The organism is Chloracidobacterium sp. (assembly GCA_015075585.1).
Lineage (GTDB): Bacteria > Acidobacteriota > Blastocatellia > Pyrinomonadales > Pyrinomonadaceae > OLB17.
On sequence record JABTUB010000002.1, the window covers coordinates 909,843 to 935,335 of the forward strand.

The 25,493-nt window shown below is 56.3% G+C and carries 22 protein-coding genes; 5 read left to right on the plus strand and 17 right to left on the minus strand.

Annotated features, from left to right (window positions below; all coding sequences use genetic code 11):
• Positions 1-50 precede the first annotated feature (50 nt).
• Positions 51-1,157, minus strand: coding sequence for a hypothetical protein (locus HS105_13195; GenBank protein ID MBE7517542.1), 1,107 nt, complete (start codon positions 1,155-1,157; stop codon positions 51-53).
• A 207-nt stretch (positions 1,158-1,364) separates the two neighbouring features.
• Between HS105_13195 and HS105_13200 the strand changes: the two genes are divergently transcribed.
• The 3 genes from HS105_13200 (at position 1,365) to HS105_13210 (ending at position 3,884) form a co-directional block, all read left to right on the plus strand.
• Entirely contained in the window at positions 1,365-1,976 is a 612-nt protein-coding gene (locus HS105_13200) for a leucyl/phenylalanyl-tRNA--protein transferase (protein ID MBE7517543.1), read from the plus strand.
• A 157-nt stretch (positions 1,977-2,133) separates the two neighbouring features.
• Positions 2,134-3,228 (plus strand): sugar kinase, encoded by a 1,095-nt coding sequence (locus HS105_13205; protein ID MBE7517544.1) that lies wholly within the window; start codon positions 2,134-2,136, stop codon positions 3,226-3,228.
• 2 nt (positions 3,229-3,230) lie between these two features.
• Positions 3,231-3,884 carry a bifunctional 2-keto-4-hydroxyglutarate aldolase/2-keto-3-deoxy-6-phosphogluconate aldolase gene (locus tag HS105_13210; GenBank protein MBE7517545.1) on the plus strand — a complete coding sequence of 218 codons (654 nt, stop codon included), beginning with the start codon at positions 3,231-3,233 and terminating at the stop codon, positions 3,882-3,884.
• On the opposite strand, the gene gyrB is transcribed toward HS105_13210, so the two are convergent.
• Positions 3,881-6,298, minus strand: a complete 2,418-nt coding sequence (gene gyrB, locus HS105_13215; GenBank protein ID MBE7517546.1) for a DNA topoisomerase (ATP-hydrolyzing) subunit B — start codon at positions 6,296-6,298, stop codon at positions 3,881-3,883. The genes HS105_13210 and gyrB overlap by 4 nt on opposite strands.
• A gap of 323 nt (positions 6,299-6,621) precedes the next feature.
• Positions 6,622-7,731 carry a DNA replication and repair protein RecF gene (gene recF / locus HS105_13220; GenBank protein MBE7517547.1) on the minus strand — a complete coding sequence of 370 codons (1,110 nt, stop codon included), beginning with the start codon at positions 7,729-7,731 and terminating at the stop codon, positions 6,622-6,624.
• 60 nt (positions 7,732-7,791) lie between these two features.
• Between recF and HS105_13225 the strand changes: the two genes are divergently transcribed.
• Positions 7,792-8,304 (plus strand): TlpA family protein disulfide reductase, encoded by a 513-nt coding sequence (locus HS105_13225; protein ID MBE7517548.1) that lies wholly within the window; start codon positions 7,792-7,794, stop codon positions 8,302-8,304.
• Positions 8,305-8,307: 3 nt separating this feature from the next.
• Here HS105_13225 and HS105_13230 read toward each other — a convergent pair whose 3' ends face one another.
• From HS105_13230 to HS105_13250, 5 genes are read right to left on the minus strand one after another with little or no spacing between them, the layout of a single operon-like run.
• On the minus strand, positions 8,308-9,354 hold the full coding sequence (locus HS105_13230) for a zf-HC2 domain-containing protein (GenBank protein ID MBE7517549.1): 1,047 nt from the start codon (positions 9,352-9,354) through the stop codon (positions 8,308-8,310).
• A 36-nt stretch (positions 9,355-9,390) separates the two neighbouring features.
• Positions 9,391-10,341 carry a sigma-70 family RNA polymerase sigma factor gene (locus HS105_13235; GenBank protein MBE7517550.1) on the minus strand — a complete coding sequence of 317 codons (951 nt, stop codon included), beginning with the start codon at positions 10,339-10,341 and terminating at the stop codon, positions 9,391-9,393.
• Positions 10,342-10,388: 47 nt separating this feature from the next.
• A complete protein-coding gene (locus HS105_13240; GenBank protein ID MBE7517551.1) occupies positions 10,389-11,435 on the minus strand; it encodes an abhydrolase domain-containing 18 in 1,047 nt (348 codons plus the stop codon).
• A gap of 33 nt (positions 11,436-11,468) precedes the next feature.
• Positions 11,469-12,692, minus strand: coding sequence for a PQQ-dependent sugar dehydrogenase (locus HS105_13245; protein MBE7517552.1), 1,224 nt, complete (start codon positions 12,690-12,692; stop codon positions 11,469-11,471).
• Positions 12,693-12,696: 4 nt separating this feature from the next.
• Positions 12,697-13,452, minus strand: coding sequence for a hypothetical protein (locus tag HS105_13250; GenBank protein MBE7517553.1), 756 nt, complete (start codon positions 13,450-13,452; stop codon positions 12,697-12,699).
• Positions 13,453-13,513: 61 nt separating this feature from the next.
• On the opposite strand from HS105_13250, the gene HS105_13255 reads away from it, so the two are divergent.
• Positions 13,514-14,380 carry a polyphosphate kinase 2 family protein gene (locus HS105_13255; protein ID MBE7517554.1) on the plus strand — a complete coding sequence of 289 codons (867 nt, stop codon included), beginning with the start codon at positions 13,514-13,516 and terminating at the stop codon, positions 14,378-14,380.
• Between the two features lie 7 nt (positions 14,381-14,387).
• On the opposite strand, the gene HS105_13260 is transcribed toward HS105_13255, so the two are convergent.
• The 9 genes from HS105_13260 to bamA all read right to left on the minus strand — a co-directional run bounded on the left by HS105_13260 (position 14,388) and on the right by bamA (position 25,378).
• Positions 14,388-15,035: an HAD family hydrolase gene (locus HS105_13260; GenBank protein ID MBE7517555.1), complete on the minus strand. Its 648-nt coding sequence runs from the start codon at positions 15,033-15,035 to the stop codon at positions 14,388-14,390.
• A gap of 12 nt (positions 15,036-15,047) precedes the next feature.
• Positions 15,048-18,143: a VWA domain-containing protein gene (locus tag HS105_13265; protein ID MBE7517556.1), complete on the minus strand. Its 3,096-nt coding sequence runs from the start codon at positions 18,141-18,143 to the stop codon at positions 15,048-15,050.
• A gap of 12 nt (positions 18,144-18,155) precedes the next feature.
• Positions 18,156-19,652, minus strand: coding sequence for an FHA domain-containing protein (locus HS105_13270; GenBank protein ID MBE7517557.1), 1,497 nt, complete (start codon positions 19,650-19,652; stop codon positions 18,156-18,158).
• Between the two features lie 40 nt (positions 19,653-19,692).
• The gene (locus HS105_13275) at positions 19,693-19,911 is read right to left on the minus strand and encodes a hypothetical protein (GenBank protein ID MBE7517558.1); all 219 of its coding nucleotides are present in this window, start codon (positions 19,909-19,911) and stop codon (positions 19,693-19,695) included.
• A 9-nt stretch (positions 19,912-19,920) separates the two neighbouring features.
• Positions 19,921-20,700 carry an acyl-ACP--UDP-N-acetylglucosamine O-acyltransferase gene (gene lpxA / locus HS105_13280; GenBank protein ID MBE7517559.1) on the minus strand — a complete coding sequence of 260 codons (780 nt, stop codon included), beginning with the start codon at positions 20,698-20,700 and terminating at the stop codon, positions 19,921-19,923.
• A gap of 4 nt (positions 20,701-20,704) precedes the next feature.
• On the minus strand, positions 20,705-20,995 hold the full coding sequence (locus HS105_13285) for a hypothetical protein (GenBank protein MBE7517560.1): 291 nt from the start codon (positions 20,993-20,995) through the stop codon (positions 20,705-20,707).
• Between the two features lie 5 nt (positions 20,996-21,000).
• The gene (fabZ, locus tag HS105_13290) at positions 21,001-21,447 is read right to left on the minus strand and encodes a 3-hydroxyacyl-ACP dehydratase FabZ (GenBank protein ID MBE7517561.1); all 447 of its coding nucleotides are present in this window, start codon (positions 21,445-21,447) and stop codon (positions 21,001-21,003) included.
• Between the two features lie 86 nt (positions 21,448-21,533).
• Entirely contained in the window at positions 21,534-22,133 is a 600-nt protein-coding gene (locus HS105_13295; protein ID MBE7517562.1) for an OmpH family outer membrane protein, read from the minus strand.
• 170 nt (positions 22,134-22,303) lie between these two features.
• Positions 22,304-25,378, minus strand: coding sequence for an outer membrane protein assembly factor BamA (gene bamA / locus HS105_13300; GenBank protein ID MBE7517563.1), 3,075 nt, complete (start codon positions 25,376-25,378; stop codon positions 22,304-22,306).
• Between the last annotated feature and the right edge of the window lie 115 nt (positions 25,379-25,493).

The following is a 25,493-nucleotide window of genomic DNA, read 5'->3' on the forward strand; positions in this document are numbered from 1 at the left end:
TAGTATAGCCCCTGAGGCTTTTGCGCGGAAGACGGATGCGGCCGTCGCCTTTACGGCTTGATAAGCGGTGCGAGTGCACTCTTTATGTCGTTGAAATAGGCGCGTGCACCGGCAGCATCGGGATGACCGATGGCCGCGATCTTACATCGGTTGACGTTCACCTTGATATCGGCCTTTTGCTTCAATTCCTTCAGAACTGTCGTGCATTCGCGGCCTCGCTGTTCGAAAAGCGGATCGTTCGTATGACCTTTCTTGTTCATTCTAAAGAGCTTAGTATCAGGCATTTCGAACGCATCAGCTTCGGTCAGCGATGATCTTACAAAGATCGCCTGCTGCCTGCCGGCCGTTCGGTTAAAGCTGTTAACAGCGGCCTGAAGCTCTGTGTTCGATTCCGTTATCCATATACGCGAGTGGCGGATCATCTTTTTTATGACGGAGTTGAAGATGAGGCCGCGAGTAACGGGATTGTTCAGGATCGGCTTGAAGATGCCGGGTATATTGATCGCCTCGAGCATGCTGTTCATCAGCTTGCTGTGCTTAGCCTTTGGTGAAAGGATGGGGAAATAGCCTGTAGCGACGATCAGTGCGTCCGGATTTTTGCCGGCGATGTGTGCGAGCAGCTCGCCGACGCGTGCATTGCACGATTCTTTGATAAGCCGACGAACGCTCTCAGTACTGTGCAGCGGATTGAGCAGGCCCTCGACGGCAATATCGGTTATGCCTGCAGTAAGCAGAACAAGATCCGCACCGCTCACACCCGCGCGTACATATTCCTCGTCGGCCGTCTCTACCTGCGACCACATGCTCGGCGAAGACAGCGTAACCTCGCCCGGATACGGCTGTTTCTCATCCATTTTCGCGCGAATGAGTTTCTCCAGTTCTTTCGGTACGGGTTTGATGGTCGCTCCGGAATGTGCCTTGACCGTCAGGTTGACCTTGCGGCGGCCTTCAAAAACTTCATCGCGGAGCCAATCAGCGGTGAGGCGGTAGAATTTCGTTGTCTCCTCGAGGCCTTGGCCCCAGATCATTGAGTCGCCGATGACGAGTATCTCGTAAGGATCGGTGCTGTTCGTCGCCGTGATGCGTCCGCTTAAAAACGTCAGGCTGACGGCGGCGGCAAGTCCTTTTAAGAAGGAGCGTCGATCAAGTTGAGTCATGTCGCAACCAATAATAATATCGGTGTTAGAATTAGACAAGTGTCGGAAATACAGTCCTTTGCATAAATTTCAACAAGGGCTGCCGCGGTCTTTTTTTTCCGCGAGAGCTCCGATGCGGCAAATAATATCGTGGTCTTTCCCGATCCCGCAAATTACGAGTTCCCTTGGTATGTTCGCATCGGCGACTATAATTTCCCTTCATTCAATATTGTTGCGTTCGGCGTTCCGCTGACGGCGGAGAACGTGCTCGAAGCGCACGGAAAGGGCATCTTTCCGTGGTATGTCGAGAACGTTCCGCTGCCGTGGCATTGCCCTGAAGAGCGAGCATTACTCGATCTTGAACGAATTACCGTTCCGCGAAGCCTTGCAAAGGTGCGGCGGAAAGCGGAATTCACATTTACGATCGATGCGGCGTTCGAGCAAGTGATACGCGAGTGCTCGCTCGCACCTCGTCCGGGTCAGCACGGCACATGGATAACCGATGATTTCATAAGGGTTTACACTGAGCTGCACAAGGCTGGGCCGGCACACAGCGTCGAGGCGTGGGATCGCTCGGGGCGGCTTGTCGGCGGCCTTTACGGTGTCGAGAGCCGCGGCTACTTCAGCGGCGAATCGATGTTCCACAAGCGTTCAAATGCCTCAAAGCTCGCCCTGCTCCACCTTATCGATCACCTCAGCGAGCGCGGTGCACGCTGGCTCGACATCCAAGTAATGACGCCGCATATGAAGGCCCTCGGTGCGATAGACGTCCCTCGGCAGGACTTTCTCACGCTCATTGAAGAAGCGGACGCACGCCGCCTCCGCCTCTTCGGTGAGTAGGATACGGCATATGATAGGTTAACGAGCAGTACGTTCTTCGACATCCTTTTGCGGCTAAGTTAGAATTAAGCGTCAAACATCACAGCGGCGTGCGGCGTGTTACCTTCCTCGGCACCGGCCGGGGCCGCTTTCTAGTGCAGACGTAGGTCATAGCAGAATGTTGAATATACGGCAAAAAGATGAATGCAGATGGGACATCCTGTCGCTTGGTGAAGTAATGCTGCGGCTCGATCCGGGCGATAAGCGCATACACACGACGCGCAGCTTTGATGTGTGGGAAGGCGGCGGCGAATACAACGTTGCGCGCGGCCTTAAACGGTGCTTCGGGCTGGATGCGGCGGTCGTTACCGCACTCGCCGATAATCCCGTCGGGCGGCTTGTTCAGGATCTTATTTATCAAGGCGGGGTCGATCAGAGCCATATAAAATGGGTCAAGTACGACGGTGTCGGGCGCGAGGTGCGCAACGGTATGAATTTTACCGAACGCGGCTTTGGCGTTCGTGCCGCTTTGGGCTGTTCGGATCGCGGCCACACAGCCGTTTCGCAGCTCAAAAAAGGAGACATCGATTGGGAGCGGATCTTTGGCGAGGAAGGCGTCCGCTGGTTCCACACGGGCGGCATCTTTTGCGCGCTTTCCGGGACCGCGCCCGATGTCGCGATGGAAGCGATGGAATGTGCCAAGAAGTACGGCACGATCGTTTCGTATGATCTAAATTACCGCGATTCGCTCTGGCGAGCTATCGGCGGCCAAGCCAAGGCACAAGAGGTAAACCGCGAGCTTGCCCGCCACGTTGATGTGATGCTGGGCAATGAGGAGGATTTCACTGCCTGTCTGGGTTATGACGTCGAGGGCCAGGATGAGAGTCATTCGAAGCTCGACATCGCGAACTTCGAGAAGATGATACGCAAGGCGGTGGCCGATTACCCGAACTTCGCGGTCGTGGCGACGACGCTTCGCAACGCAAAGACCGCATCGGTCAACGATTGGGGAGCGGTTTGCTTTACCGAAGGGCAGCTTTATCAGGCGACGATGCGGCACGACCTCGCGATCTTCGACCGTGTCGGCGGCGGCGATTCTTTTGCGTCGGGGCTGATCTACGGCTTCCTCACAGGCGAGACGCCCGAGTGGGCGGTCAATTGCGGTGCGGCGCACGGTGCGCTTGCGATGACGACGCCGGGCGATACGACGACCGTCGGATTGGCGGATGTGCTCAGGGTGATGAAAGGCGGCGGTGCCCGCGTTGCGAGGTGATGATGGACAGAAGGCAGATCGTTGAACAAATTGAGAAGATCGGACTGGTGCCTGTCGTGCGGGCTTCGTCAGCGGACGAGGCGTTGCAGGCCGTCGAGGCGATAAAGAGCGGCGGCGTCAATATCCTTGAGATCACGATGACCGTGCCGGGAGCCGTCAAGGTGATCGAAAAGGTCGCCGACACATACGGCAGCGATGTTCTTGTCGGTGCGGGGACTGTCCTCGACCCTGAGACGGCACGCGCATGCCTTCTTGCCGGTGCGCAGTTCATTGTCAGCCCGGCTCTCAACCTTGACACTATCGCGATGTGCCATCGATACAGCGCACCCGTGATGCCCGGCGTCCTGACACCGACAGAGGTGATAACGGCGTGGAGTGCCGGTGCCGATATGGTGAAGGTCTTTCCGTGCGGATCGGTCGGCGGTGCGAGCTATGTCAAGAATCTGAAAGGCCCGTTCCCGCAGGTCAAGATCATCCCGACGGGCGGCGTTTCGCTTGCCACCGCGGCGGAGTTCATAAAGGCCGGAGCCTCAGCGCTTGGCGTCGGCACCGACCTTGTTGATGTGAAGGCTATACGCGCGGGCAACGCATCCGTCGTAACGGAGCGTGCGCGTGAATTCATCCGCATCGTGCAGGAAGCACGTTCTGCCGCCTAGACGTCCAGATTCTTTACGTCAAGGGCGTTGTCCTCGATAAAGCGCCGGCGCGGCTCGACCGAATCGCCCATAAGCACCGTAAAGAGGCCGTCGGTCTCGATCGCATCTTCGATCTGCACCTGCAGCATCGTGCGTTTCTCAGGATCCATTGTGGTTTCCCAGAGCTGTTCGGGGTTCATTTCGCCGAGGCCCTTGTAGCGCTGTATCGAAAGGTCCTTTTTTGCAAGGGTAAGCACCTTGTCCAACAAGGCATCGCGCGACTCGACCTGTTCGCTCTTGCCGTTCTCGCCAAGGACGAAAGGTGCCGGGAAATCCTCTTCGAGATCGCGTTTCAGTTCGACCGCTTTTTGGAACTCGACATAGCTTGCCAGATTCCAGTCGATCTTTACGGAGTGGCCTGTCGGATAGGAAACTTCGATCTCCCAAAGACTGTGCTCGACGTCGTTATTTAGCTCGGTATTGAAGCCCGCGTCAGCGAGCCGGCCTTCGACCTTTGCAAGCAGTTCCTGCTCCGCAAAGACCTTACGCAGCCGTATGCCGCCCGGCGAAAGAACGCCGTCCTTGCCCCCAAAGGCTTCGAGAAGTACCTGAGCAAGATGGCTGTCGTTGCCGATGCGGCGCGCCAATCGGTCAGAGAATGTGTAGAATTCCTTTGTCTTTTCGAGCAAGCTTGAGAGCGAACGCCCCTCGATCGTCTTACCGTCCGCCGTTATGTGCAGGTCGCCGCTCGCCTGCCGCATAAGGAAGCGGAACATCGCCTTTTCGTCCTTGATATACTCTTCCTTCTTACCCTTTTTGACCTTGTAGAGCGGCGGTTGGGCGATATAGACATAGCCGCCTTCGAGCAGCTCCGGCATCTGACGGTAGAAGAATGTCAGCAGCAGCGTACGGATGTGCGAGCCGTCAACATCAGCATCGGTCATCAGGCAGATCTTGTGGTAACGCAGCTTTGAGACGTCAAAGTCGTCCTTGCCGATGCCCGTGCCGAGCGCTGTGATAAGTGCTTTGATCTCGCCGTGGCCGAGCATCTTGTCAAAGCGTGCTTTTTCGACGTTCAATATCTTGCCCTTGAGCGGCAAGATCGCCTGATTGCGGCGGTCGCGGCCCTGTTTTGCCGAGCCGCCCGCCGAATCGCCCTCGACAATGTAGAGTTCGCTGTTCTGCGGGTCCTTTTCCTGACAGTCCGCCAATTTGCCCGGAAGTCCCGAGCCGGACATTGCCGATTTTCGAACGATCTCGCGGGCCTTTCGTGCGGCCTCGCGTGCACGTGCCGCGTCAACTGCCTTGCCGACGATCTTTTTGGCGACAGCCGGATGCTGTTCGAAGAATTCGCCGAGTTTTTCGTTGAGGAATGATTCGACAGGCCCTTTTACGGGCGAATTGAGCTTGCCCTTTGTTTGTCCCTCGAACTGCGGCTGCGGTATCTTGACCGAGATGACGGCAACGAGGCCCTCGCGGACGTCATCACCCGAGAGAGCTACTTTGGAATTCTTCATCATTCCGGAACTCTCGGCGTAGCTGTTTATCGTGCGGGTCAGCGCACTGCGAAAACCGGAGAGATGCGTGCCGCCGTCAACTGTGTTGATGTTGTTGGCGAATGAGAATATCTTCTCGTCGTAGCTGTCGTTGTACTGCATCGAGATCTCGATCGACAGCTCATCGGAGGCCTGTTCAAAATAAAGCGGCTCGTCGTGCAGCGGCGATTTATTACGGTTCAGATGCTTTACGAACTCGGCAATGCCGCCTTTGTAATAGAATTCGTGCGAGCGCTCTTCCTCTTCGCGTTCGTCGCGAATGACGATGCGGATGCCCTTGTTTAGGAACGCCTTTTCACGCAGCCGCTCAGACAGCTTCTCAAAGCTGTAAACCGTAACCTCAAAGATGTCAGGGTCGGGCTTGAAGGTAACTTTTGTTCCGCGCTTTGTCGTTGTGCCGATCTGTTTGAGCGGCGCGACCGGTATGCCGCGCTCGAACTCGACCTCGTGCGTTTTGCCGTCACGCCAGATCTCAAGCCGGAGCCATTCAGAGAGAAAGTTGACGCAGCTTACGCCGACGCCGTGCAGCCCGCCCGAGACCTTGTAGCTGTTCGAATCGAACTTGCCGCCGGCATGGAGTACGGTCATAACAACCTCGGCGGCACTGCGGCCTTCCTGTTTATGTATGTCGGTAGGGATGCCGCGGCCGTTATCGATCACCGTGATCGAATTATCGATGTGTATGGTCACTTCGATCGTGTCGCAAAAGCCCGCAAGAGCCTCATCGACCGAATTATCGACCACCTCATAAACCAAGTGATGCAGTCCGAGGTCGCCCGTCGAGCCGATGTACATCGCGGGGCGCTTACGCACCGCATCGCGGCCCTCAAGCACGGTTATCGAATCTGCACTGTAATTTGTCTTTGCTTTTGCCAAAATTTACCTCTGATCGGACCTCTTAATGTCTCAAATTACGGATCGTGCCGCTGTGTTGTGCCCACACACGACGCATCGGCCGTACGATCTTTCCATTCGACAATTGATGCTGCAGGCTCGCCGGAGCGTCCAAGTTGCGCCTGCCATCGGGGCGTGAGAGCGGAACGGTCGGAAAGAATACTTTCGTGTGTTCGAAGCGTCGTTGCCGCAGGAGCCGTCGAATGTCCGGCTGCCAAAAAAGGACGCCAATTTTACCGTAGGAACGCCACGATCCAATTAAAGGAATTATAACATTTTAAGGGCGAGATTGCAGGTTCTGAGAGGTGTTAACGGGGCTTTGTTTCAAGCCGCTCCGCACGTCCGGCCGCGACCTTGAGAACGGCTGCTTTGGCACCGAAACGCACGATAAAACTCTCCTTTGACGTGGTCAAGAAAACCTGCGTTTTCCCCTCCAGATATTCAAGCAGCAGGCCGATGCGCCGGTAGTCGAGTTCGGCGTCGATATCATCGAGCAAATAGAGCGGATATTCGCCGCGCGTCGCGTAAAAAACCGTGATCGCGGCCAGATGCAGCAGCAGCAGGGCGCTCCGCTGCTGGCCGGCAGAGCCGTACTTTCTGATATCGTGGCCGTCGAGCATCATCTCAAGATCATCTCTGTGCGGGCCGATGAGCGAATTGCCCGCGGCGGCCTCGGCCGAAAGCCGCAGTTCGAGGCGTTCGGCAAGTAGGCCTTCGTAATCCGAAAGTGAGCCTTTGCCCTCAAGCGATGAAAGATACCTGACCTGCAGATCCTCGCTGCTGAACAGCCGATGTTCGAGGTCGGCATTCAGCCTTTCGACAAAACGCAAACGTGCCCTGTGTATCCGCGATGCAAGCCGCACAAGCTGCTGGTTCCAAGGCTCGATCCGCACCCGCAGTGCATCGACGCTCATCGTGTCCGAGGCGGCGAGCAGGGCGTTCTTTTGCTTTAGGACGCGGCTGTAATCCGAAAAGGTCTGAACAAAAGGCGGATGAAGCGACACGATGCCGGCGTCGAGAAAGCGGCGGCGTGCCTCGGGGCGGCCGCGTACGATGTCGAGTTCGCCGGCCTCGAAAACAAGAGCATTCAACTGCCCAAGGTAGTTCGGTGTCGTTTCTTTTTTGCCGTTGACCGCGAGTGTTTTGCCGTTCTCGCGAATGGTGATGCCAAGCCGGCGCACGATCTCGGCCGATTCCTCGACCGAACCGCTGATAACGGCTTCCGAACTGCCGAAGTTTATCGCCTCGCCGAGCCTTGCCGTGCGGAATGAGCGTGCCGAGGCGAGCACCGCTATCGCTTCAAGCCAGTTGGTCTTGCCTTCGCCGTTCGGGCCGGCAAAGATGTTCAACGCCCGATCAAATTCGATGCGGCCGGAAAGGTTTCGGAACTCGTTCGTCTGAAGCGACAAGAGGAGCATTAGGCGATTCTAACAAAAGTCTTGACACGCTGCCTTCATCCCGTCGGATAATGGAATTGTATGCGTCGTTTCAAGATCGCGATCATCATTTGTCTTATCTCGGCGGCCGCTTATGCGCAGGGCGTGCCTGTCGGCGAGATCCAGCCGGACTTTACCGCGACGGATATGCATGGCGAACAGGTGAGTTTAAGCGCGCTTCGCGGCAAGGTCGTCGTGTTGAACCTTTGGTTCATAAACTGTCCGAACTGCCTTGCGGAGATCAAGGAACTGAACGGCCTTGCAGACGAGTACAAAGGCCGCGATGACATCGTCTTCTTAGCTCCGGCCGCAAGCGGGCAGGCGGAGCTTCAGGCCTTCCTAAAGAAACATCCTTTCAAATACCGCATCGTGCCCGATGCCGCCGCCCTTATACTCTCAAAATTCGGCATCGCCGCTCCGAACGGCGAACTGTATGTGCTGTTCCCGATGCACATCGTTATAGACCGCGACGGCAAACTCACGGTCAGCGAACGCGGCGCAAAAGGCATTGCGGCCGTTCGATCCGAGATCAAGCGGCTTTTGCCCCGAAATTGAAGTTTATTTGATCTTGTACGCGCGGCCGCTCCAAACCACGACCACAGTGCCGCTGATCTGGTTGGCGATCGAGCGAAGGCCTTCGTCCAGTTGTGCGAATTTATCAGAACCGCGTTTTACTTCCGTCGCGGCGCCGCCTTTGTAGGCAGTGTCGTACCAGACGCCGCCACGCAAACTGAAGGACTTGCCGCCGACGCTGCGTGTGCCGGATGGCGGAGCCGCACGCTTGGCCGATAAGGTTGCGCCGTCAGCATTCATCGGCTTTTCGGCGTTCGCCGGCTCATCGACCGTGCTTTCGGCGGCAGCTTTGAGACGTTCGTCAGCTCGGTCGGCAGGTGCGGCGGCGGACGGCCTCGGCGGCGGAACCGCAGAAGGAGCTGTAACGCTCGGGACATTCGCGCCGCTGCCTCCGTTGGCAGTAACCGTTACCTGACGTTCATCAGGACGTGCCTGCGCGATCTCGACCTCTCTGGCAATACGGGCGCCGGACGTTTCGGCCTCGGGCTTTGATGAAGGCGAAGCAGCGGTCGCAGGGGTCGAAGCGGCAGCTATCGTATTTGTGCTGTTCGCAGGAACCGCAGCGGCGATCGAGGCTTCAGGTGTAGGCGCGGCCGAATTACTTTGAACCGCGTTCTGTTCGTCAACCTTTGCGACCGATGAGATGTTATCCGTCACACCGCGCATAAGGCTGAAAGCGAACAATGCCGCAAAGATCGCGAAAAGGCTTCCCATTACGAGGACGAGCCTCGGAGCCTGCAAGATCGACATAGGCTCGCGTTCGCGGCTGACGGCTGCCGGTGCGGCAGCCGTGGAACTCGGCACAGGTTCGATAACCGATCCGACCGGCCCGACCGTGCGGGCAAGGAGCGAGCGGCACCTGTCGCAGTCGGCAAGGTGCGTTACAAATTCGCTTCGCGAGGCCTCGGGCAAAGCATTCTCGGCGAAGGCGGCCAGCACGTCCGCGTCGAGGTGTCCCTCGGCGGGCGAGCGCGGCGGCCACGGCGTTTTCCGCAGCAGTGCGTCTATCTCCTTGTCGAATTCATGTTCCATCGCAACCAAAACCCATTGGCCCGCTTTTAGAACGCATTACGTCCAAAATTCTTGCATACAAGCCGCAAGCAGCAATGCCGCGAACATCGTTTCGAGGTTGATGCCAAGCCCCGAAGCGGTCTCGCTCAGGTGCCGCTTAACTTCGGTCTCTGACCAGCCGTGGCCGGCCCGGAGCTCCTTTTCAACGCCTTTGCGTATATCTGACTGTATCCGAGCGAGCCGCCGGCTTGCGGTGGCTTCGTGATAGCCGAACATTGCGGCAATATCCTTCAGCTTCAGCCCCTCGAAATAATACAGTTTGATCAGCAGCCTGTCTTCGTCATCAAGTGCGGCGACCGCAGTTCGAAGAGCCTCGGTGATGTCGGAAACAGCGCTTTTTTGAGAATAGATATCTTCGGGATCGCCGATGTGGCCGGCAGTTCGCGTATCGTCCGATTCGGCTGCGGCATTCACGGCGTTCTCGAGGTCGCGGTCTTCTTCGACCTGCACATATTTTGCGTCCTTTCGATAACGATCGACCGCAAGCTGCGAAACGACGGCGCGAAGCCATCCCGCGAGGCTGCCGCGGCCCGTATAGTACGCGAGTTTGCTCTTTCGCTTGCCGTCCGCGTCGGTTCGAAGCCCGTAAAGTTCCGCCCAGATCGACGAAGCGAGGTCTTCGGCGTCCTCGGCATTCGACGCGATCTTGCGCGCGGCGCTCTTGACGGTCGCGTCAAAGTTCGCCAAAAGGTCCGACCACGCAGCTTCATCGCCGCGTTCACAAGCGACGATCAGACAAAGGTCATCAGCACGGATCTCAGCGATGAAGTCAATGATATCAGCGTGTTCGTGGTGCTCGCCCTCGCCGAAAAGGTACTTCGTCACAGCCGCCTCAATACGCGGACGCAGATCCGCGATCGACAGCCCGCGGCTATTTTCGGCACGGGTGACCAAGTGGACAACGGCCTCATCGATCGTTGCTGAATACTTTTCCGGCAAGTGGCTCATCAGTGCAAGCGAATTGATTTTAGCACCTATAAGATGCAAATGCGGTGTCAGCGAGGCCGCCGGCGCCCTGCTGCAAGGTGTTTTCTGATGAAAGACACGATCTTAAAGCCGTCGATATAATTCCAAGGCTTTTCGCCGAGCGTGTAATGGCCGCACGGCAGCACCGTCTCGGAGTGTGCGATCTTCCGCCGGCGAAGCTCGCGCATAGTATCCAGCGAGAGTTCGTACGGAAAGGTAAGATCGTAGCGTGTGTATATGTAACGCTGCGGACGCTCGTTCTGTGCGGCAAGCTTGTCCATATAGGCGAGCGGCGAGATCGGCAGCCAGTAGCGGCGAAGCTCATCGAGCGTAACGGCCTTTTCGAGCGATTCGCGTACATGATAGGTCGAGAGGCCGCGCCAAACGACATCCGAGAAATAGCCCGAAACGTGGTTAAAAACGGCGGCGTCGATATCTGTGTCGTGTACGAACGCAAGGAACGCCGTACACGAGCCGATGCTGGTGCCGACTATGCCGATGCGTTCAAAGCCCTGCTCTTTCAGCCATCGAACGGAGGTGCGTGTGTCGAGAACGGCCTGCCGCACGCTTTGTATCGTCCGCCCGATGTTCGGATAAACGAGATATTCCGCGCGGTCAAGCTCGGGCGGCATTCGCTCTTCGTGATACGGCAGCGTCAGCCGAAGTGCCGCGATGCCGACGCGGTTGAATATCCTGCAAAGGTCAAAATAAGTGCCTGCCTTTGCGTTCCAATGCGGCAGCACAAGGACAGCGGCGCGCTCTTTGCCATCGACGGGAAACCACGCCGCATACGCCGTGTTATTCTCGGCCGAAGGCGTCACGACGGCGCTTTGCCACGTTAGATCTACGGAATTATCGCCGCTGCGGGCGGCTATTGCGGGCATACTGCCAAGCGCAAAAAAGTCGTCGCTTGCAGCGATCGAGGAGCGTGAAAACTCGGTGAAGAACCGCCGCGGTTCGGCCGCATCGACATCTGCCGCGACGAATTCCGTGCCCCATGCAAAAGGGTGCACCACGCGATCGTCATTGAGCATCGCGAAGTAACGCTCGCGTTTGTGTATGTACCGTCGAAGCATTGCCGAATTATCGTGCCGTCAAAAGCCGTTTCCTTAGTCCGCTGCGGCTCTCGGGATCGCAGGATGCGTGCCTTTCTTTCGCACAAGGTAAACAACGCCGCGATCGTCATCGGTGAAGAGGAACGAGTTGGCCCCGAGCTTCATAATGTCGCACGGGCGTCCCAAGACGCTGCCTTTTGAGAGAAAGCCGTTTACAAGATCCTGCGGCGCCTTGCCTTCACGCATTATCACGATCTTGTAGCCGCGGCGTAAATTCTTATCAGATGAGCCGTGAAGAGCCACGAGGAACGAGCCTTTGATAGACGCATCGGTGTCGGGATCATCAAAGCGGTCAAAACCGAGCGCCGATGCGTGTGCGGGAAAGAATGCATACGGCGCGAGCACATTCTTGCACTGGCCGGGCCGCTTGAATTTCGGATCGGCAAAGATCTTGCCGTTCGATGAGTGACAGTAAGGCCAGCCGTAGTCGCCGCCGTCCTGCAGCTTATAGAACGTCTCGTCGGGCTTTTGCGGGCCGAGGTGATCGCTGCCTTGTTCGGTTACAAAGACCGAATCGCCGATCGCGCGTATCCCGACCGCGTTGCGGAGGCCCTTTGCGAATACACGCTTGCCGCTGCCGTCGGGGTTCATTATGAGGACGGTTCCTCGCTCAGGCTCGCTCGCCTTTTCAACGCAAACATTGCATGACGAACCGACTGAGACATAGAGCATGCCGTCCTGCGAGAAGGTGATGGTTCGTGTCAGGTGCCAGCCGCCGATCTTGTAGCTTTCGCCGTAGTCGGGGAATGTCGCGATCACCTGCGGCTTATTGTCGGTCGGGGCGTTCTCGCCAAGCGTGAATTTTCGGCGTGTCAGCTGTTGGGTCTCTGCGATGTAGAGCCACCATTGGCCGTCCGCATCCTTATAGAACTGGCAGCTGTTCGGGTTGCGAAGCCCCGACAGATATCGAGTAAGCCTTTTGAACTTGCCGCTTTGCTCGTCGAAGCCGTCAAGTATGAATATCGAGCCTTTCCTATTATCGCCCGGTTCAAAGAGGTCGGTAACAAAGATGCGGCCGTCGGGTGCGTTGGTGAGGAAACGCGGGCGCCGCATACCATCGATCGCCCGTATGATCTCAAAACCGTCGGCCACATTGAGTGTAAATGCCGCTCCGCGGTCCGGTTTTATCCGTTGACTGACGAGCCGCGGTTGGGCCGCCATTGTAGATGTAAGCAAAAGTGCGGCAGCGATCGCTGTGATGATATTTCGAGCGTTCATTTCCCTATTTTATAACGTTGAGCCGAATTGTCTCGGACGTGATCCTGTAATTGATCGTTCCGCCTTTTACCGTTTCGGCGGGAAGCGATGCTGTGGATGAAACTTCGGCACTAAGCTGTGCCTTACCGACGGCGAATTTCGCAAGCGTGTTTGCGTTGACCGTGACTGATATCGAGCCGGTAGCCGGCTGGTCGTCGATATCTATCGAGGTGTCGATCTGCGGCTGCTGTTGAGCATTTGCGCTATTGCCCGTATCGCTTATCGGCGGCGGCGTGTCCGAAATGAGCTTTAGAGAAAGCCTCTCGTTTGCGGCAAGCGGCCGCGAGAGCCGTATTTCGAATCCTTTGCTTCGGCTCACTTCGCTGGTGTCGGCAGTGATCCCGATCGGAGCAAAGTCGGCCGATGCGCGATGCTCGCGGCCTGCGCTGTCGGTCAGGACAAAGATATTCGAGCCGACAAAGCTGTCAGACGAAGCCGAATAGAATGATCCGCCGAGCGGCGTGCGAAGATGCGGGGTCATCGGCTTGCCGTTGTATTCGACCTTGCTCGGTTCGACAAGCGCAATGGTCGTTCCGGTCGAGCCGCTTACACGAAACGTCGCATTGACCTCTGTCGCCGTGCCGCTTGCATTGATCCAGTATTCAGAATAGACCTCAGAAGGATCGAGCTTTGACGAGTCGATCGTGTCGCACGATCGGCACCCGAAAACCGCCAGCATCAATATCGGAAGCCATAAGAGACTCTTCAGATGATTTTTCATAGAAATAGAGTGTGCCTGAAGATGCCGTGTTTGTCAGCACATTTCTTGCTAAAATGAGCAAATGAAGACCGATCAATTCCTCGTACCGGAAAATACGAAGCTCGACCTGAAAGACTACAAGACCGACTTTACCGCCGGTTATCACGACAAAAGTGAGGCTGTAGAGGCGCTTGAGGATAATGTGGCAAAGCTTAGCAAGCTGCAGGACGCCCTTTATGCCGAGGGCAAACAGGCACTGCTCGTCGTACTGCAAGCGATGGATGCCGCCGGCAAGGACAGCACCATCGAGCATGTGATGAGCGGCGTCAATCCGCAAGGCTGTCAGGTCGTCTCATTCAAACAGCCGTCGGCAGAGGACCTCGCACACGACTTTCTTTGGCGCTGTCAAAAGGCACTGCCCGAACGCGGCAAGATCGGTATCTTCAACCGCTCGCATTATGAAGAAGTTCTCGTTGTGCGTGTGCATCCTAGTATTCTTGCGGGCCAGGCTCTGCCCGCCGATGTCATTTCGGATAAGGACATTTGGAAGAAGCGCTACGAGAGCATACGCAGATGGGAAGAACACCTTGGCGAGAACGGCGTCCGAATTATCAAATTCTTTCTTCACGTCTCAAAGGACGAGCAGAAGAAACGCTTTCTAAAACGCATCGATCAGCCGGAGAAGAACTGGAAATTCTCGATGGGCGACGTGCGCGAACGCGCCCTTTGGGACGAATATATGAAGTGCTACACCGAGGCGATCGCGGCAACTTCGACCAAGGACGCGCCGTGGTACATCATACCTGCGGATACAAAGTGGTTCACGCGGCTTGCCGTGTCCGAGATCATCGTAAAAACGCTTGAGAAACTCGACCCGCAATATCCTAAGATGAGCGATGAGCAGCGTGCCGGATTGGCCGAGGCTAAAAAGGCGCTCGAGAACGAATAGCGGATGCTCAAAGCTCGTCTATCGAAAGAAGGTCGCCGATCCGCTCAACGGTAAGGTCCGCGGGCGGATATTTTGCCACAAGCTCGGCGTCGTGCGCGTAGTGGCCCTGCCGTACAAATACAGTACGGACGCGTTCGGCCCAGATCTCTTTTATCGCAGCGAGGATGCGTATCTTGTCATCCACGACCACATAGCGGTCGGCAGGATACCGCCTTTCGACATCTGCAAGCTCTTTTTCCTTGTGTATGTAGATCAGAATGTTGCCGGCAACGGCATCATAGAGGCCCGAGCGTTCGACCTTACGCGGCTGAAAGACAACGTCGCCATCCGTCAGGATCACCGTCTTGCCAAGCGTACGGCAGCGATCGATGACATCGAGCGAATTTGGAAAGAGGCGGTTGGCGAACGGATAGTTGATCAGATACGTCGAGACGGCAAGCAGGTGCGAGTCATAATGATGGGCCATCCGATAGCGTTGGAGTGCCCCGAGGTAGTCGGCATAGCCAAGCTCGGTTCGCAGCTCCTCGAATATCTCCCAGTAAAGAGTACTTCGCTTTGTTCCGACCTCTTTATCCAGATAATGCCGCAGGTCCTGCGTAACGCGGTCGTTGTCGAGCAGCGTGTTGTCAACGTCAAATAGAAAAACGGTTCTCATAAGTCTCGCCGTTCAGCTAGTCAATCGGCGGTAAATGTTCGGCATACGCTCAGGTAGCGAGAGCACATCATCGATGATCGTGTAGCCGACGTTGCCGTAAAGGTTACGCAGTTCGGCCTCGGATTCGCGGTCTATCGTGATGCAGAAGGGCGTGATGCCGCCTGTCTTCGCTTCGGTCAATGCTTCCCTGACGTCCTCGCGGGCATAGCGCGCATCGCCGTAATCATGATCGTAAGGCCGCCCGTCGGTCAAGATGATAAGCAGCTTCGTACGCGATGACCGCCGCAGCAGCTTGTGGGCCGCATGGCGAATCGCGGCACCGAGCCGCGTGTTGTTCTGAAAGGTGATGCCGCCGATACGCTGCTCGATCTCGGACGAATACTTCTCGTCAAAGTCCTTTATTATAAAGAACTTAACGTTTCGCCTGCCTTCGCTTGTAAAGCCGTATATCGAATAGATATCGCCTACGGACTCGAGCGCTTCGCTCATTAGGACGAGGCCTTCCTTTTCGATCTCGATGATGCGGCGGCCGGGATGCGTATAGGGCTGGAGCGGGTTTCGCGTGATGGTGCGTGCCGTCGATGATGATTGATCGAGCAGTATCGAAACGGCGACATCACGCTGCTTACGAAGCCGCTTGATATAGATATTTTCCGCCTGCCTGCCGTCCGCCTTTCTGTCGATCACGAGATCGACAAGGGCATTCAGATCGTAGTCCTCGCCATCCAATTCGTGATGAATGCGCGCCAGATTCTCGGGCTTCATCAGTTGGAACTGATGCCGTATCGACGATATCACGCCGCGATAACGAGACCGCGTCAGCTCAACAAAAGTGCGGTCGCCGCGCCTTACCTTCTTTTCGATGACGCGGCTCCAGCCGACGCGGTAATCGCCGATCTCGCGATCCCACTCGTCGTATGCGAACGCGACATCATCGGGTTCGAGAGGCACTTCGGGTATCTCAGCGTGCGCCCACGCTTCGGCACCCGAAAGGTCGTCAGGCTCGCCTTCGTCATCAGTGCTGTTCCATGCGTTGAACAGCTCGGAGACATCGTGGGCAGTGCGTTCACGCTCGCGCTTGACCTGATCCTCGGTTACGGATTCCGCGGCATCCTTGTCGTCGTATGCAAAGTCAGAGTCGTCATCGCTCTCGTCTGATGCGGACTCCTGTGTTTGCTCGGGCGAAATATTCTGAAAGAGGTTGTAAACGCGCGAGGTTGCCAACAGCGAGTCGGCAACGGTCGAGTCCCGCCGCATATCACGCAGATAACGTTCGATCACAGCCTCGATCTCGGCGGCCGCTTGGCCGTAGAATTTGCGTGCGTCATCGGTCGCACCGCCGCACAGCGTTATCTGGAAAAGCAGCTCGAACGGCACTTGTGCCGCAGGCACGTCGAAGATGTACGGCCGATTTTCGCGCAGGTATCGCTGCATCAGGTCGAGATCCTTTCGCAGTCCGCGATATGAGCGGCGAAGCTCGTGATCGATCCGCGCATTCTCCATTGTGCCGAATATCTTTCGCGCAAGGCGCGGTTCGGGAAACGCCCCGATCACCGCGCGATGATCCGAACCCTCGGGCAGAACGGCGGCCGACGCCGGGAAGGCGTCATAGGGCCTCGCTGCTTCGCCATTCCGCACGTCATCGATGTAGCCTGAAAGCGAAAAGGCATCGAGCTGCTCGGCGGTGGCTGCGTAAAGCTGTTTCAGCTCTCGAAATGCGGCTTTCAGCTCAGGCGTATCGACGGCAAAGGTACCGAACTCGATCTGCCCCGCGCCGTGTGCGGCAAGCACTTTGAAGAGGCGGAAGTCAGTCTCGTCCGAGTCGAATTCGCTGATCGCGGCAGGCAGAAAGATGGTCTTGCCGTCGCCGATGCGCGTTTCCTGCGAGAGTGCGGTGAACGGTTCGATCTCGACCTCGCGGCCCGTCAGAGCCTCGACATAGAGCCGCAGAACGTTGCGTACACTGTCGAGCGAAAGGCCGAGCCGAGTGCGCCGCAGATGCTCATTTGATTCTCGAGTTTCGAGGGCGAAGTAGCTGCGGCGCGATTTTTGCGATGCCTCGGCCTGTTCGGCAAGCCCCTTATCGACCCACGCTTCGAACTGATCGGCAGAAACATGAGCCAACGCATCGGCACTCGCACGAAATGCGGCCAGAGCACTCTCGGCATCTCGGGCCGCTATCTTTCCGATGTTCTCAAATACCTTTGCAACATTCGCATCGGCCTCGGCGGGGCGTTCGCGAACCACGGAGGAAACGACGCCCGGCGTTGAACGAAGAAATGCGATAAGCACCGAATTGCCGGCGCCCGCAAGTGCGCGAATGATCGTTACCCAGCGGTCGAACGCACGCGGCTGTATCGAAAGCAGCCGGCCGCCCGAACGTACGAAGTGCAGCGTTACGCTGCCGCCGAGGTCAAGCATATCACCCGCTTGTGCCGTCAACTTTACGGCTTGATCGGCATCGATGCGTGAAAGCGTTTCGGGCAGCTCGGCCCAAAGGTCGGCCGCCATGCCGCCCGTGCGTTCAGCGAACTGCATTCCGAGCGTCAAAATACTTTCGGCGACTTCGCTCCGCCGCTCACCGAAGGGTTCGAGTGCAGCGGCAACGGGTTCGCATTGGTTGAGAAAATCGGCGCTGTGCTTTGCCGAGCGGTTAGCTATGGTGAGGCCGAGTTTGAAAAAGCGTTCGGCAAGCGTTGTGTCGCGAAGGGCCGCGGCCGCCTTTGGTGCAAGCCGAACTGTCTCGACCGCCGTCGAGCTTGAAAGCACAAGCTGCTTCATTGCTGTCTGAAGGACAAAGGAGCGCGCGGCACAGCTCATACCGGCTAAAGCTCCGGCACCTTCGGCAAAAAAGGCGATTCCTGTTTCGAGGTTGGTCATGCCGAGTTTGCGTCCCAGCTCGGCCCATACGCGCAGTTCATCCGCTGAGAGGATCTCAGCCGCCGCAGGCACAGCCTCGACAAATTCACGGCTGAGGCGCAGGCTCACGGCGGCAAGAGCCGCGCTGATCTCGACAGCAGCACGCTTTTGTTCTGACGGCAGAGCACTGAGGCTTTTGGCTAGCCCGCCGATCTTTCGCCCGGCCGAGCCGTCCGCAGGTCTTGACATACCACTTTTATTCTACATTTTCGGCGGCACGCCGTCAGAATAGATAAAGACGTGGAAGCAGGCGTTGGCTCCGTATTCGATGAGTGCGTCCAGTTTATTCGCGTCTTCCATTTCGGCGAGTCTCTTCATAACGAAGTTCTGCTCATCGGCGGTCATGTGTTTGCGGGCGAGGTCAAAGGCACAGCCGGAAGTGTGCGGCGGCAGGCTGCCTTCGCCGCGCACCTTGAATGAGTTCGGATTATTGGCATTCAGCGCTATCTGATAATCCATCGAGCGTGTCAGCGAGGTTACGCGCAGCGGGCGGCCGTATTTTGCAAAGTAGGCGTCGGCAACCTCTTTCAAGATGGCCTTTGCTCGCGGATTGAACATACGCAGAAGCCGCACACGCATCTGCTTGCGGTCGCTCGCGTTGTTGAGGTCGTATTGATGGCCCGCAAAGTTCGCGGCCAGATTTACGAGAGCCTGAAATTTCGGCGAACCGGACGCGAGCGGCTGGCTGCCGTCTTGGAACGTGAACGAATTGAAAGGGCCGTCGCTTGCACTGCCGCCGACGTCAAGGTAGAAGCTCTCCGTGGCCATCGGCATCTCGATCAGCTCTTTGTCGAGGCGCTTTGCCGCAAGGTCGGCAAAGTCCATGGGCTGTCGATAACCGGTGGAATTCATCTCGCGCAGCTTCGCCTTTTGCTTTATCACGCCGTCGCCAAAGAGTTCCTTTGGCGGGTCGAGGCCTGCGGGGCGGATGCCTGTCTCGGCATTTCGCGGTTCGAGTGCCTTCTTTTGCCGGTCGGCGAGGAACGCGGCTGTTACATTAAGGTCTGATTCGGCAGCATCGCTGCTCCCGACCGAGACATCACCGACGGTCGAAGCATCGATCTCCTTTTCCTCGACTTCCCATGATGCGATGAGGTCGTCGAGGTCGTCTTCATCCTCGCCGCCGAGCGGGTCAATGACACGCATAGGGATCAGGCCTGAGCGTATCTGCGGCGTTTGTTTTCCGCCGCCGGCGCCATCTTTTCGTGAGACAGCTATGAAGGCAATGCCCGCTCCGGCAAGTATGACAAAGATCATCACGACAGATCCGAGGATCACATAACGCGAATTGTCATCACTACGCGTCGGCGGAGCCTTTGCCGCAGAAGCGGCGGCGGCATTTTGTACAGGCCGAGAATGCTCGGCCGCCGACTCGTGTTTTGCGGTATGAACGGCTGCGGCTGAAGTGAATGCGACGCGAATATGCGTATCGCTGCCGATCTTGAGTTCGTCGCCGTCGCGGAGCGGGCGTGCCCGGCCGGTAAGGCGTTCGCCGTTTAGAAAGGTACCGTTGAGCGAGTCTTCATCGACAACGAGAATGTCCTCACCGTCGCGAAAGATGGTCGTGTTACGCCGTGAAAGCCCGCCGTCCGCCAAGATCAGCGTCGAGGCATCGGTGCGGCCGATGGTCACCTCATCATCGAGGCTGTATGTTCGCTCGCCATCGATCGACGAAATGTAGAGCGTTACGTCACGCATCGCTCATAAGCATAGCCAAATTTCGCTCAGAGTCTCAACGTCAGTGGTGATGTTCGTCGGCTACTTCCTTCAACTTTGAGAGGTCGAGCAGTTGTGAAAAGTCGTTGAAATGGAACATTGTCTCGTCGTGGCAGTGTTCGCAGTAGAAGGTTACGTCCTCGCCGAGGTACATATCCTTGAGGTGATAAGCGATAAAGCATCCGTAACAGCGCTGTATGCGCTTGCCGAATTCGGCGACGATCTCAGCAGAATTTTCCATTGTTGTTAATTATTTGACGACGCCGCGTGTTGATGCCGCGATGAAATCAAGCAGCAGATCGACCTCGGGCGAACCGGCGATCTCCTTTTTGATGCGTTCGACGGCCTGTGTGGTGTTGAGTTTGGCATTAAGCAGCAGGTGGAACGCGTGGTTCAGGTTTTGTATGGCCTCGGGCGAGTGGCCACGGCGTTTCGCACCGACGCGGTTAAGGCCGTAGCATTTTGCGTGGTTGCCTTGGATGGTAGCGAACGGCATCGCATCCTTTACGACGACCGAATAGCCGCCGACAAAGGCCTCGATGCCCATACGGCAGAATTGGTGAACGCCCGAATACGCGCCGATGCTCGCACGGTCGCCCACTTCGACATGGCCTGCGAGCGTGGCGGCATTCGCCATAATGATGCCGTCGCCCAGTCGGCAGTCGTGCGCTACGTGTGCCTGTGCCATCAAGAGGTTGTCGCTGCCGATTCGCGTTACGCCGCCGCCGCCCGCCGTGCCTCGATGAATGGTAACAAACTCGCGTATCTGGTTCCGTTCGCCGATCTCGGTCGAGGTCGGCTCGTCCGCGTATTTCAGATCCTGCGGAGCAAGCCCTATCGATGCGAAAGGGAAGATATGTGTACCCTTGCCGATCGTCGTCCTGCCGTCGATGACGACGTGCGAGACGAGCGTAACGCCTTCTGCAAGAGCGACGTCCGCCCCGACGGTGCAGAATGGCCCGATGGTGCAGCCGCTGCCGATCGCGGCTTCGGGGTGAACGATCGCTGTCGGGTGAATGGCGGCGGACATCGTGTCAGTCGTCAGAGCGTGCTTCCTCCGCGGCAGCTTCTGTTGCTTTCGGAATTTCCGCAGCGGGTTTGTTGCGTTGTATCAAAAAGACAAAGCCGATCATCACAAAAAGCGGAAGTATGCTCCACAGCGCACCTGCGACGATCGACACGAGAAACCCGATAAGTCCGAGCCGCGGCTTTCCCTTTTTGCGGCCGTAAATAAGCGGAATAAGACCGAGGACGACACCGATAACGACGCCGACCATGATCAGGAAGATAATATCTTCGCGGGTTATGTTCCCAAAGCCTGTCACAAAGGTTACTCTTTTCGGCGGTCAGCAATGACCGACATAATGGTTGCCTCGGCAGTAACGCTGCCGTCAACCGTGGCGACGCCGCTCATCTTTTGCACACGGCTGCCGATGCGAAGAGCCGTTACTTCAAGCATCAATGTGTCGCCGGGTACGACGGGGCGGCGGAACTTTGCCGCTTCGATGCCGCTAAAGAACGGTATCTTTTCGTCGCGGTTCTCAAATTCGCGCAGTGCAAGTATCGCACCGACCTGTGCAAGGGCCTCGATCTGCAGTACGCCGGGCATCACGGGCGCACCGGGAAAGTGTCCTGCAAAGAAAGGTTCGTTCACCGTTACCTGTTTTACGCCGACGATTCGCACACGCGGCTCAAGCTCAACGATCTTATCAACGAGCAGAAACGGATACCTGTGCGGCAGTATCTCTTGAATAGCGACTGAATCGAGGATCGGCATAATGCGGCTAAGAGAAAGATATAAGCGAAAAGCCGGCAAAAATCAATTTTGCCGGCTTGGCCAAATGTTAATGGATCAAATGATCACTAGGGTTTCGTCGTTGCGGTCGCAGACGCCGGGCGAGCATTGTAAAAGGTAATGAACTCCTTCGTAACATCGATCTTTGCAGGGAGGATAGCAAGAAGGATCTGCTGCTGATCGAGCTTTGCGGCATCGAGGATCAGGTCGTAGCCCTTTGCCTGTGCAAATTCCTGCATCGCCTTGCCAATATCCTGAAGGACCGGCCCGAGCACCGCCGCCTGACGTTTCTCGTATCTTGTCTTGGCATCTTCCTGCTTGCGCTTGATCTGGATCTCAAGCAGCTGGTACTCGTCAACCTTAGCCTGTGCGGCCTTTTCGTCGATCGGCACCTTGCCGCCGCTGGCTTGATCTTGAAGCGTCTTGATCTCTTTGCCGAGGTTGTTGTACTTGGTAACAAGCCCCTGGATCTCGGTATCGAGCGGCTTGAACTCATTTTCGAGGGCGTTCATTGCATTCACATATTTTGTGATGCCTTTTTCGTCGTCGAAAGCGAGCGTGTTGATCAGAACGACCTTCATGGGCGCGGTCTGTGCCTGTGCCTTTACGGCAACGCTGAGAACCGCTGCGAACATAAGGCAAGCGGCAATTGTATAAATTCGTTTCATTTCCTGCGAAAAACTCCTAAAACCAATAAAGACCTAATAAGTGTGAACCACCATTCTATATGCGGTACGCTGCTACTTTGAAACCAATAAAGGCGTTTGTGTTGTACGCAGCATTGAAAAAGAACCGCAATGTTATATTCTTGGCCCGAAAGTGTCAATCATCGTGACGATCAGAATGTGCGGCCCACCGTAAACCTGAAGCCATTTCTCTTGCCCGGCAGGAAGATCCCGGGCAGTTCCTGCGTATATCCGATCTTTGCGTTCGGATTGTAATAATATATGAGCCGGAACGGCACATTTACGACCGGCACCTGCACACGAAGTTCAACGCCCAAACTCGCCTTGTAATCTTTAATGGTGCCGAACGCACTATCATTGACCCTCAGCAATGAGTTCTGCTGAACATCGCCGCGAAGGTACAGCGGCTGTATCTGCGGCGAAAGCGATGTCGGGCAGCCAAAACGGTTGCCTTGGCAGAATTCGCTCAAGTAATCGCTCTTTGTCATCACGCGCCCGCGGTAGAAAAGCAGGGCGCCGAAGCTGCTCTCGAGCACCGGCGTATTTATCAGCCCGAGTGCCGTCAGGCGGCCCGCGCCGAGAAGTCTTTCATCGGGCAGAAATTCGCTGTTGATCCGCTGCGTGCCGGTCTTGTGAATGTTGAATACTGAGCCGACATCTGCAAAGAGGGCGAGCGTTGCCGGCCCGTAGATAGGTATTCGGTATTCGACGTTCGCCAAAAGCTGCGTGTCGCCACCGATAAAGCGGAAGTTCCGCGAGAATAATGCCGGATTTATGCCGTCCGGGCCGGTAAGCTGTCCGATGGTCAGGATCTCGTCACGCGTACGGTCGTCGATGCCGTGGTTGGTATTCGCATCGCCCGAAGCGTTGGTCGCCAACTGTACGTTACGGCTGGTGATGTATGTGTCGAACGGGGCAACAGGGCCGATCGAGCGATAGTTGTATCCGCGAATGTCATTCTCACTGCCGAGGAAGAAACGCTCATACATCGGAATGCCGCCGACAAAGGCGATCGAGTTCGCGTCGCGGATCTTCTTGCTCATTGACCACGAGCCGATCGTGGATGCCATTATGCGAAATGCAAGCACCTCGGGGTCTTTCGAGCGCTTCTTCCGCATCGGAATGAAATTCGAGTACGAAACCGCCGGCGAGTATGTGCGTACGTCGCCGCCGAGGCCGGCGAAACCGACGTTTATCGAGAGTTGGCTGCCGCGAAGTGTATCAATGCCGTTCTTGGCCGGCTGGCGCGTATCGTAAACGAATGAGCCTGAAACACGGCTTGTCAAAATATTCGGCTGGCGATAGATGACCGGTATCGTCTTTGACGGATCGTTCAGGGCGTTCACGGCCGGATCTTGTATGCTGGTTAGCGATACCTGATAACTGAAGCCGACCCTTGAGAACTGTGTGAACCGGCGCTTTTTGAAGAACAGCTCTGAGAGCGGAGCCGTAGCGAATACATTGGCACCGTAGGAATTTTGCGTAAAGAGGTTGCTTGAGTCCGTTACGATGTTCCCGTAAGGGTTGTACAGAGCGTTGAGAACATCCTGATTTTGCGTCAGGAATGTGCCTTCACCCCAGAACTTGTAGCGGCTGGCGAACAGCGTAAAGCCCGCGGAGATCGGCCTGTCGCGAAAGTACGGCTCCTGATAAGTGAACTGCAGGTTTTGCTGGCGGTTGCCGATGCCCAAGTTGAACGAAAGCACTTCGCCGCGGCCGGCAAGATTGTTCGTCGAATACTCGACACCGAAGAACGAGCCGCCGATACCCGAAACACCGCCGTTGAACGAGATCTGCTGGCGGCCTTTTTCCTTCACTTTTACGATCAGATCGACGCTGCCTTGGTCCTCATCTGTTCGCGTTTCGACATCCTGATCTTTATCGATCGGGTCGAAATACTGCGTTTGGTTGATGCGTGCGATCGAAATCTCAAGAAGGTTCTGGTTGTAGATGTCACCTTCGTTTATGAGAAATTCGCGGCGCATTACGCGGTCGCGCGTGAACGTATTTCCGGTGAATTCAAGCCGGTGCAGCGAGAACTGCTTTCCTTCTTCAATGTTGATCGTTATATCGACCGTACCCGCTTTCGGATCCTTCGGGTCGTCCTTGAAATCGGGGTCGAATTCCGCGTTGTACTGCACAAAGCCTTGGCCGCCGTAAACCTTCTTCAGATCATCATAGACGGCGTCCTGCAGGCGTTTACCGTCGGCGATGTCGCCTTTTTTCAGCCCGATGTAATTTAATATCTGCTGCTCACTGAAGATCGAGTTGCCTTCTACCTTTATATCGCCAATGCGATAGATACGCCCTTCCGTTACAGGTACGACTATCTTAAGCGTGTCATCCTTTGACGTGATCAGCGGCAGCGGAATGGCGCTCAGCAGCGGCAAAAGCCCTGTGCGCCGATAACCGAGGCCTATGACCTCAGGGTCGCCGATACGTGCCTGAAAATACCCCTTCGAGAACATATATGAACGCACATTTCTCTGGAGGTCGTATTGCAGCTTTTTGAGGTCGAGAATATCCTGGCCCTTGATACGCGAGATCAAACCTGTCTTTTTCACAAGCTGCAGCGCGTTGCGAAGCTCACTTTGCTTGAAGTGTTCGTTGCCTTCGAACTCGATCTTTACGATGCGCGACCGGTTTCCCTGATCGACATCGAATGTGATCGCGATCGATGTCGCCGAGACCTCTTCCTCTTTTACCGTAACGGTCGCATTGGGAAAGCCTTTTGCGGCAAGCATCTCGCGCAGCACACGCGTCGCATTGCGTGCCTTTACGGGGTCGTAAACAGATTCCTTTGACACCCCGACACGCTTCTCACGGAACTCCTTTAGGATGTCGGATTCTTGAAGCGCCTTCGCACCCTTGAATGAGAGGTCGCGGATGATCGGCAGTTCGCGCACCTCGAAGATGACGTTGACGCCGCCGCGTATGCCCTCTTCCGTGAGGACCCTCGTGGCCGTTTTGTCAAAGAAATTGAGCGAGAGCAGCTCTTTAAGATCGCGTTCGAGCGCCGCGGGGTCGTAAACATCACCGGGCCGCGTCTTTATGTAATACAAAAGATCCTCATCGCGAAGGCGTCGGTTTCCCTGAATATCGACACTTTCGATGAGCTGCTGGGCGCTGACCGCCCTTGTTGCCGAGGCGCCGGTATCTGCGATCGCGGATATCACAAATAAAGTGACCGTAATACAGACGAACGCAAATACGCGTGGTTTGAACATAAACCGAATATCCTTAGAACCTGCAAATTTAAGGGCTTCTGCGAGCCCTGACAATGCTGCTTATCGTGAGGTGTCCTTCTTTAGCGGGTCGTCCGTTCAGCATTGTTCGTGTCGG

Excerpts from the sequence above, each read along its gene's own strand:
- HS105_13195 (MBE7517542.1), bottom strand. The coding sequence starts at position 1,157 with ATGACTCAACTTGATCGACGCTCCTTCTTAAAAGGACTTGCCGCCGCC.
- HS105_13205 (MBE7517544.1), top strand. The coding sequence starts at position 2,134 with ATGTTGAATATACGGCAAAAAGATGAATGCAGATGGGACATCCTGTCG.
- HS105_13210 (MBE7517545.1), top strand. The coding sequence starts at position 3,231 with ATGGACAGAAGGCAGATCGTTGAACAAATTGAGAAGATCGGACTGGTG.
- recF (MBE7517547.1), bottom strand. The coding sequence starts at position 7,731 with ATGCTCCTCTTGTCGCTTCAGACGAACGAGTTCCGAAACCTTTCCGGC.
- HS105_13225 (MBE7517548.1), top strand. The coding sequence starts at position 7,792 with ATGCGTCGTTTCAAGATCGCGATCATCATTTGTCTTATCTCGGCGGCC.
- HS105_13230 (MBE7517549.1), bottom strand. The coding sequence starts at position 9,354 with ATGGAACATGAATTCGACAAGGAGATAGACGCACTGCTGCGGAAAACG.
- HS105_13235 (MBE7517550.1), bottom strand. The coding sequence starts at position 10,341 with ATGAGCCACTTGCCGGAAAAGTATTCAGCAACGATCGATGAGGCCGTT.
- HS105_13240 (MBE7517551.1), bottom strand. The coding sequence starts at position 11,435 with ATGCTTCGACGGTACATACACAAACGCGAGCGTTACTTCGCGATGCTC.
- HS105_13245 (MBE7517552.1), bottom strand. The coding sequence starts at position 12,692 with ATGAACGCTCGAAATATCATCACAGCGATCGCTGCCGCACTTTTGCTT.
- HS105_13250 (MBE7517553.1), bottom strand. The coding sequence starts at position 13,452 with ATGAAAAATCATCTGAAGAGTCTCTTATGGCTTCCGATATTGATGCTG.
- HS105_13255 (MBE7517554.1), top strand. The coding sequence starts at position 13,514 with ATGAAGACCGATCAATTCCTCGTACCGGAAAATACGAAGCTCGACCTG.
- HS105_13260 (MBE7517555.1), bottom strand. The coding sequence starts at position 15,035 with ATGAGAACCGTTTTTCTATTTGACGTTGACAACACGCTGCTCGACAAC.
- HS105_13265 (MBE7517556.1), bottom strand. The coding sequence starts at position 18,143 with ATGTCAAGACCTGCGGACGGCTCGGCCGGGCGAAAGATCGGCGGGCTA.
- HS105_13270 (MBE7517557.1), bottom strand. The coding sequence starts at position 19,652 with ATGCGTGACGTAACGCTCTACATTTCGTCGATCGATGGCGAGCGAACA.
- HS105_13275 (MBE7517558.1), bottom strand. The coding sequence starts at position 19,911 with ATGGAAAATTCTGCTGAGATCGTCGCCGAATTCGGCAAGCGCATACAG.
- lpxA (MBE7517559.1), bottom strand. The coding sequence starts at position 20,700 with ATGTCCGCCGCCATTCACCCGACAGCGATCGTTCACCCCGAAGCCGCG.
- fabZ (MBE7517561.1), bottom strand. The coding sequence starts at position 21,447 with ATGCCGATCCTCGATTCAGTCGCTATTCAAGAGATACTGCCGCACAGG.
- HS105_13295 (MBE7517562.1), bottom strand. The coding sequence starts at position 22,133 with ATGAAACGAATTTATACAATTGCCGCTTGCCTTATGTTCGCAGCGGTT.
- bamA (MBE7517563.1), bottom strand. The coding sequence starts at position 25,378 with ATGTTCAAACCACGCGTATTTGCGTTCGTCTGTATTACGGTCACTTTA.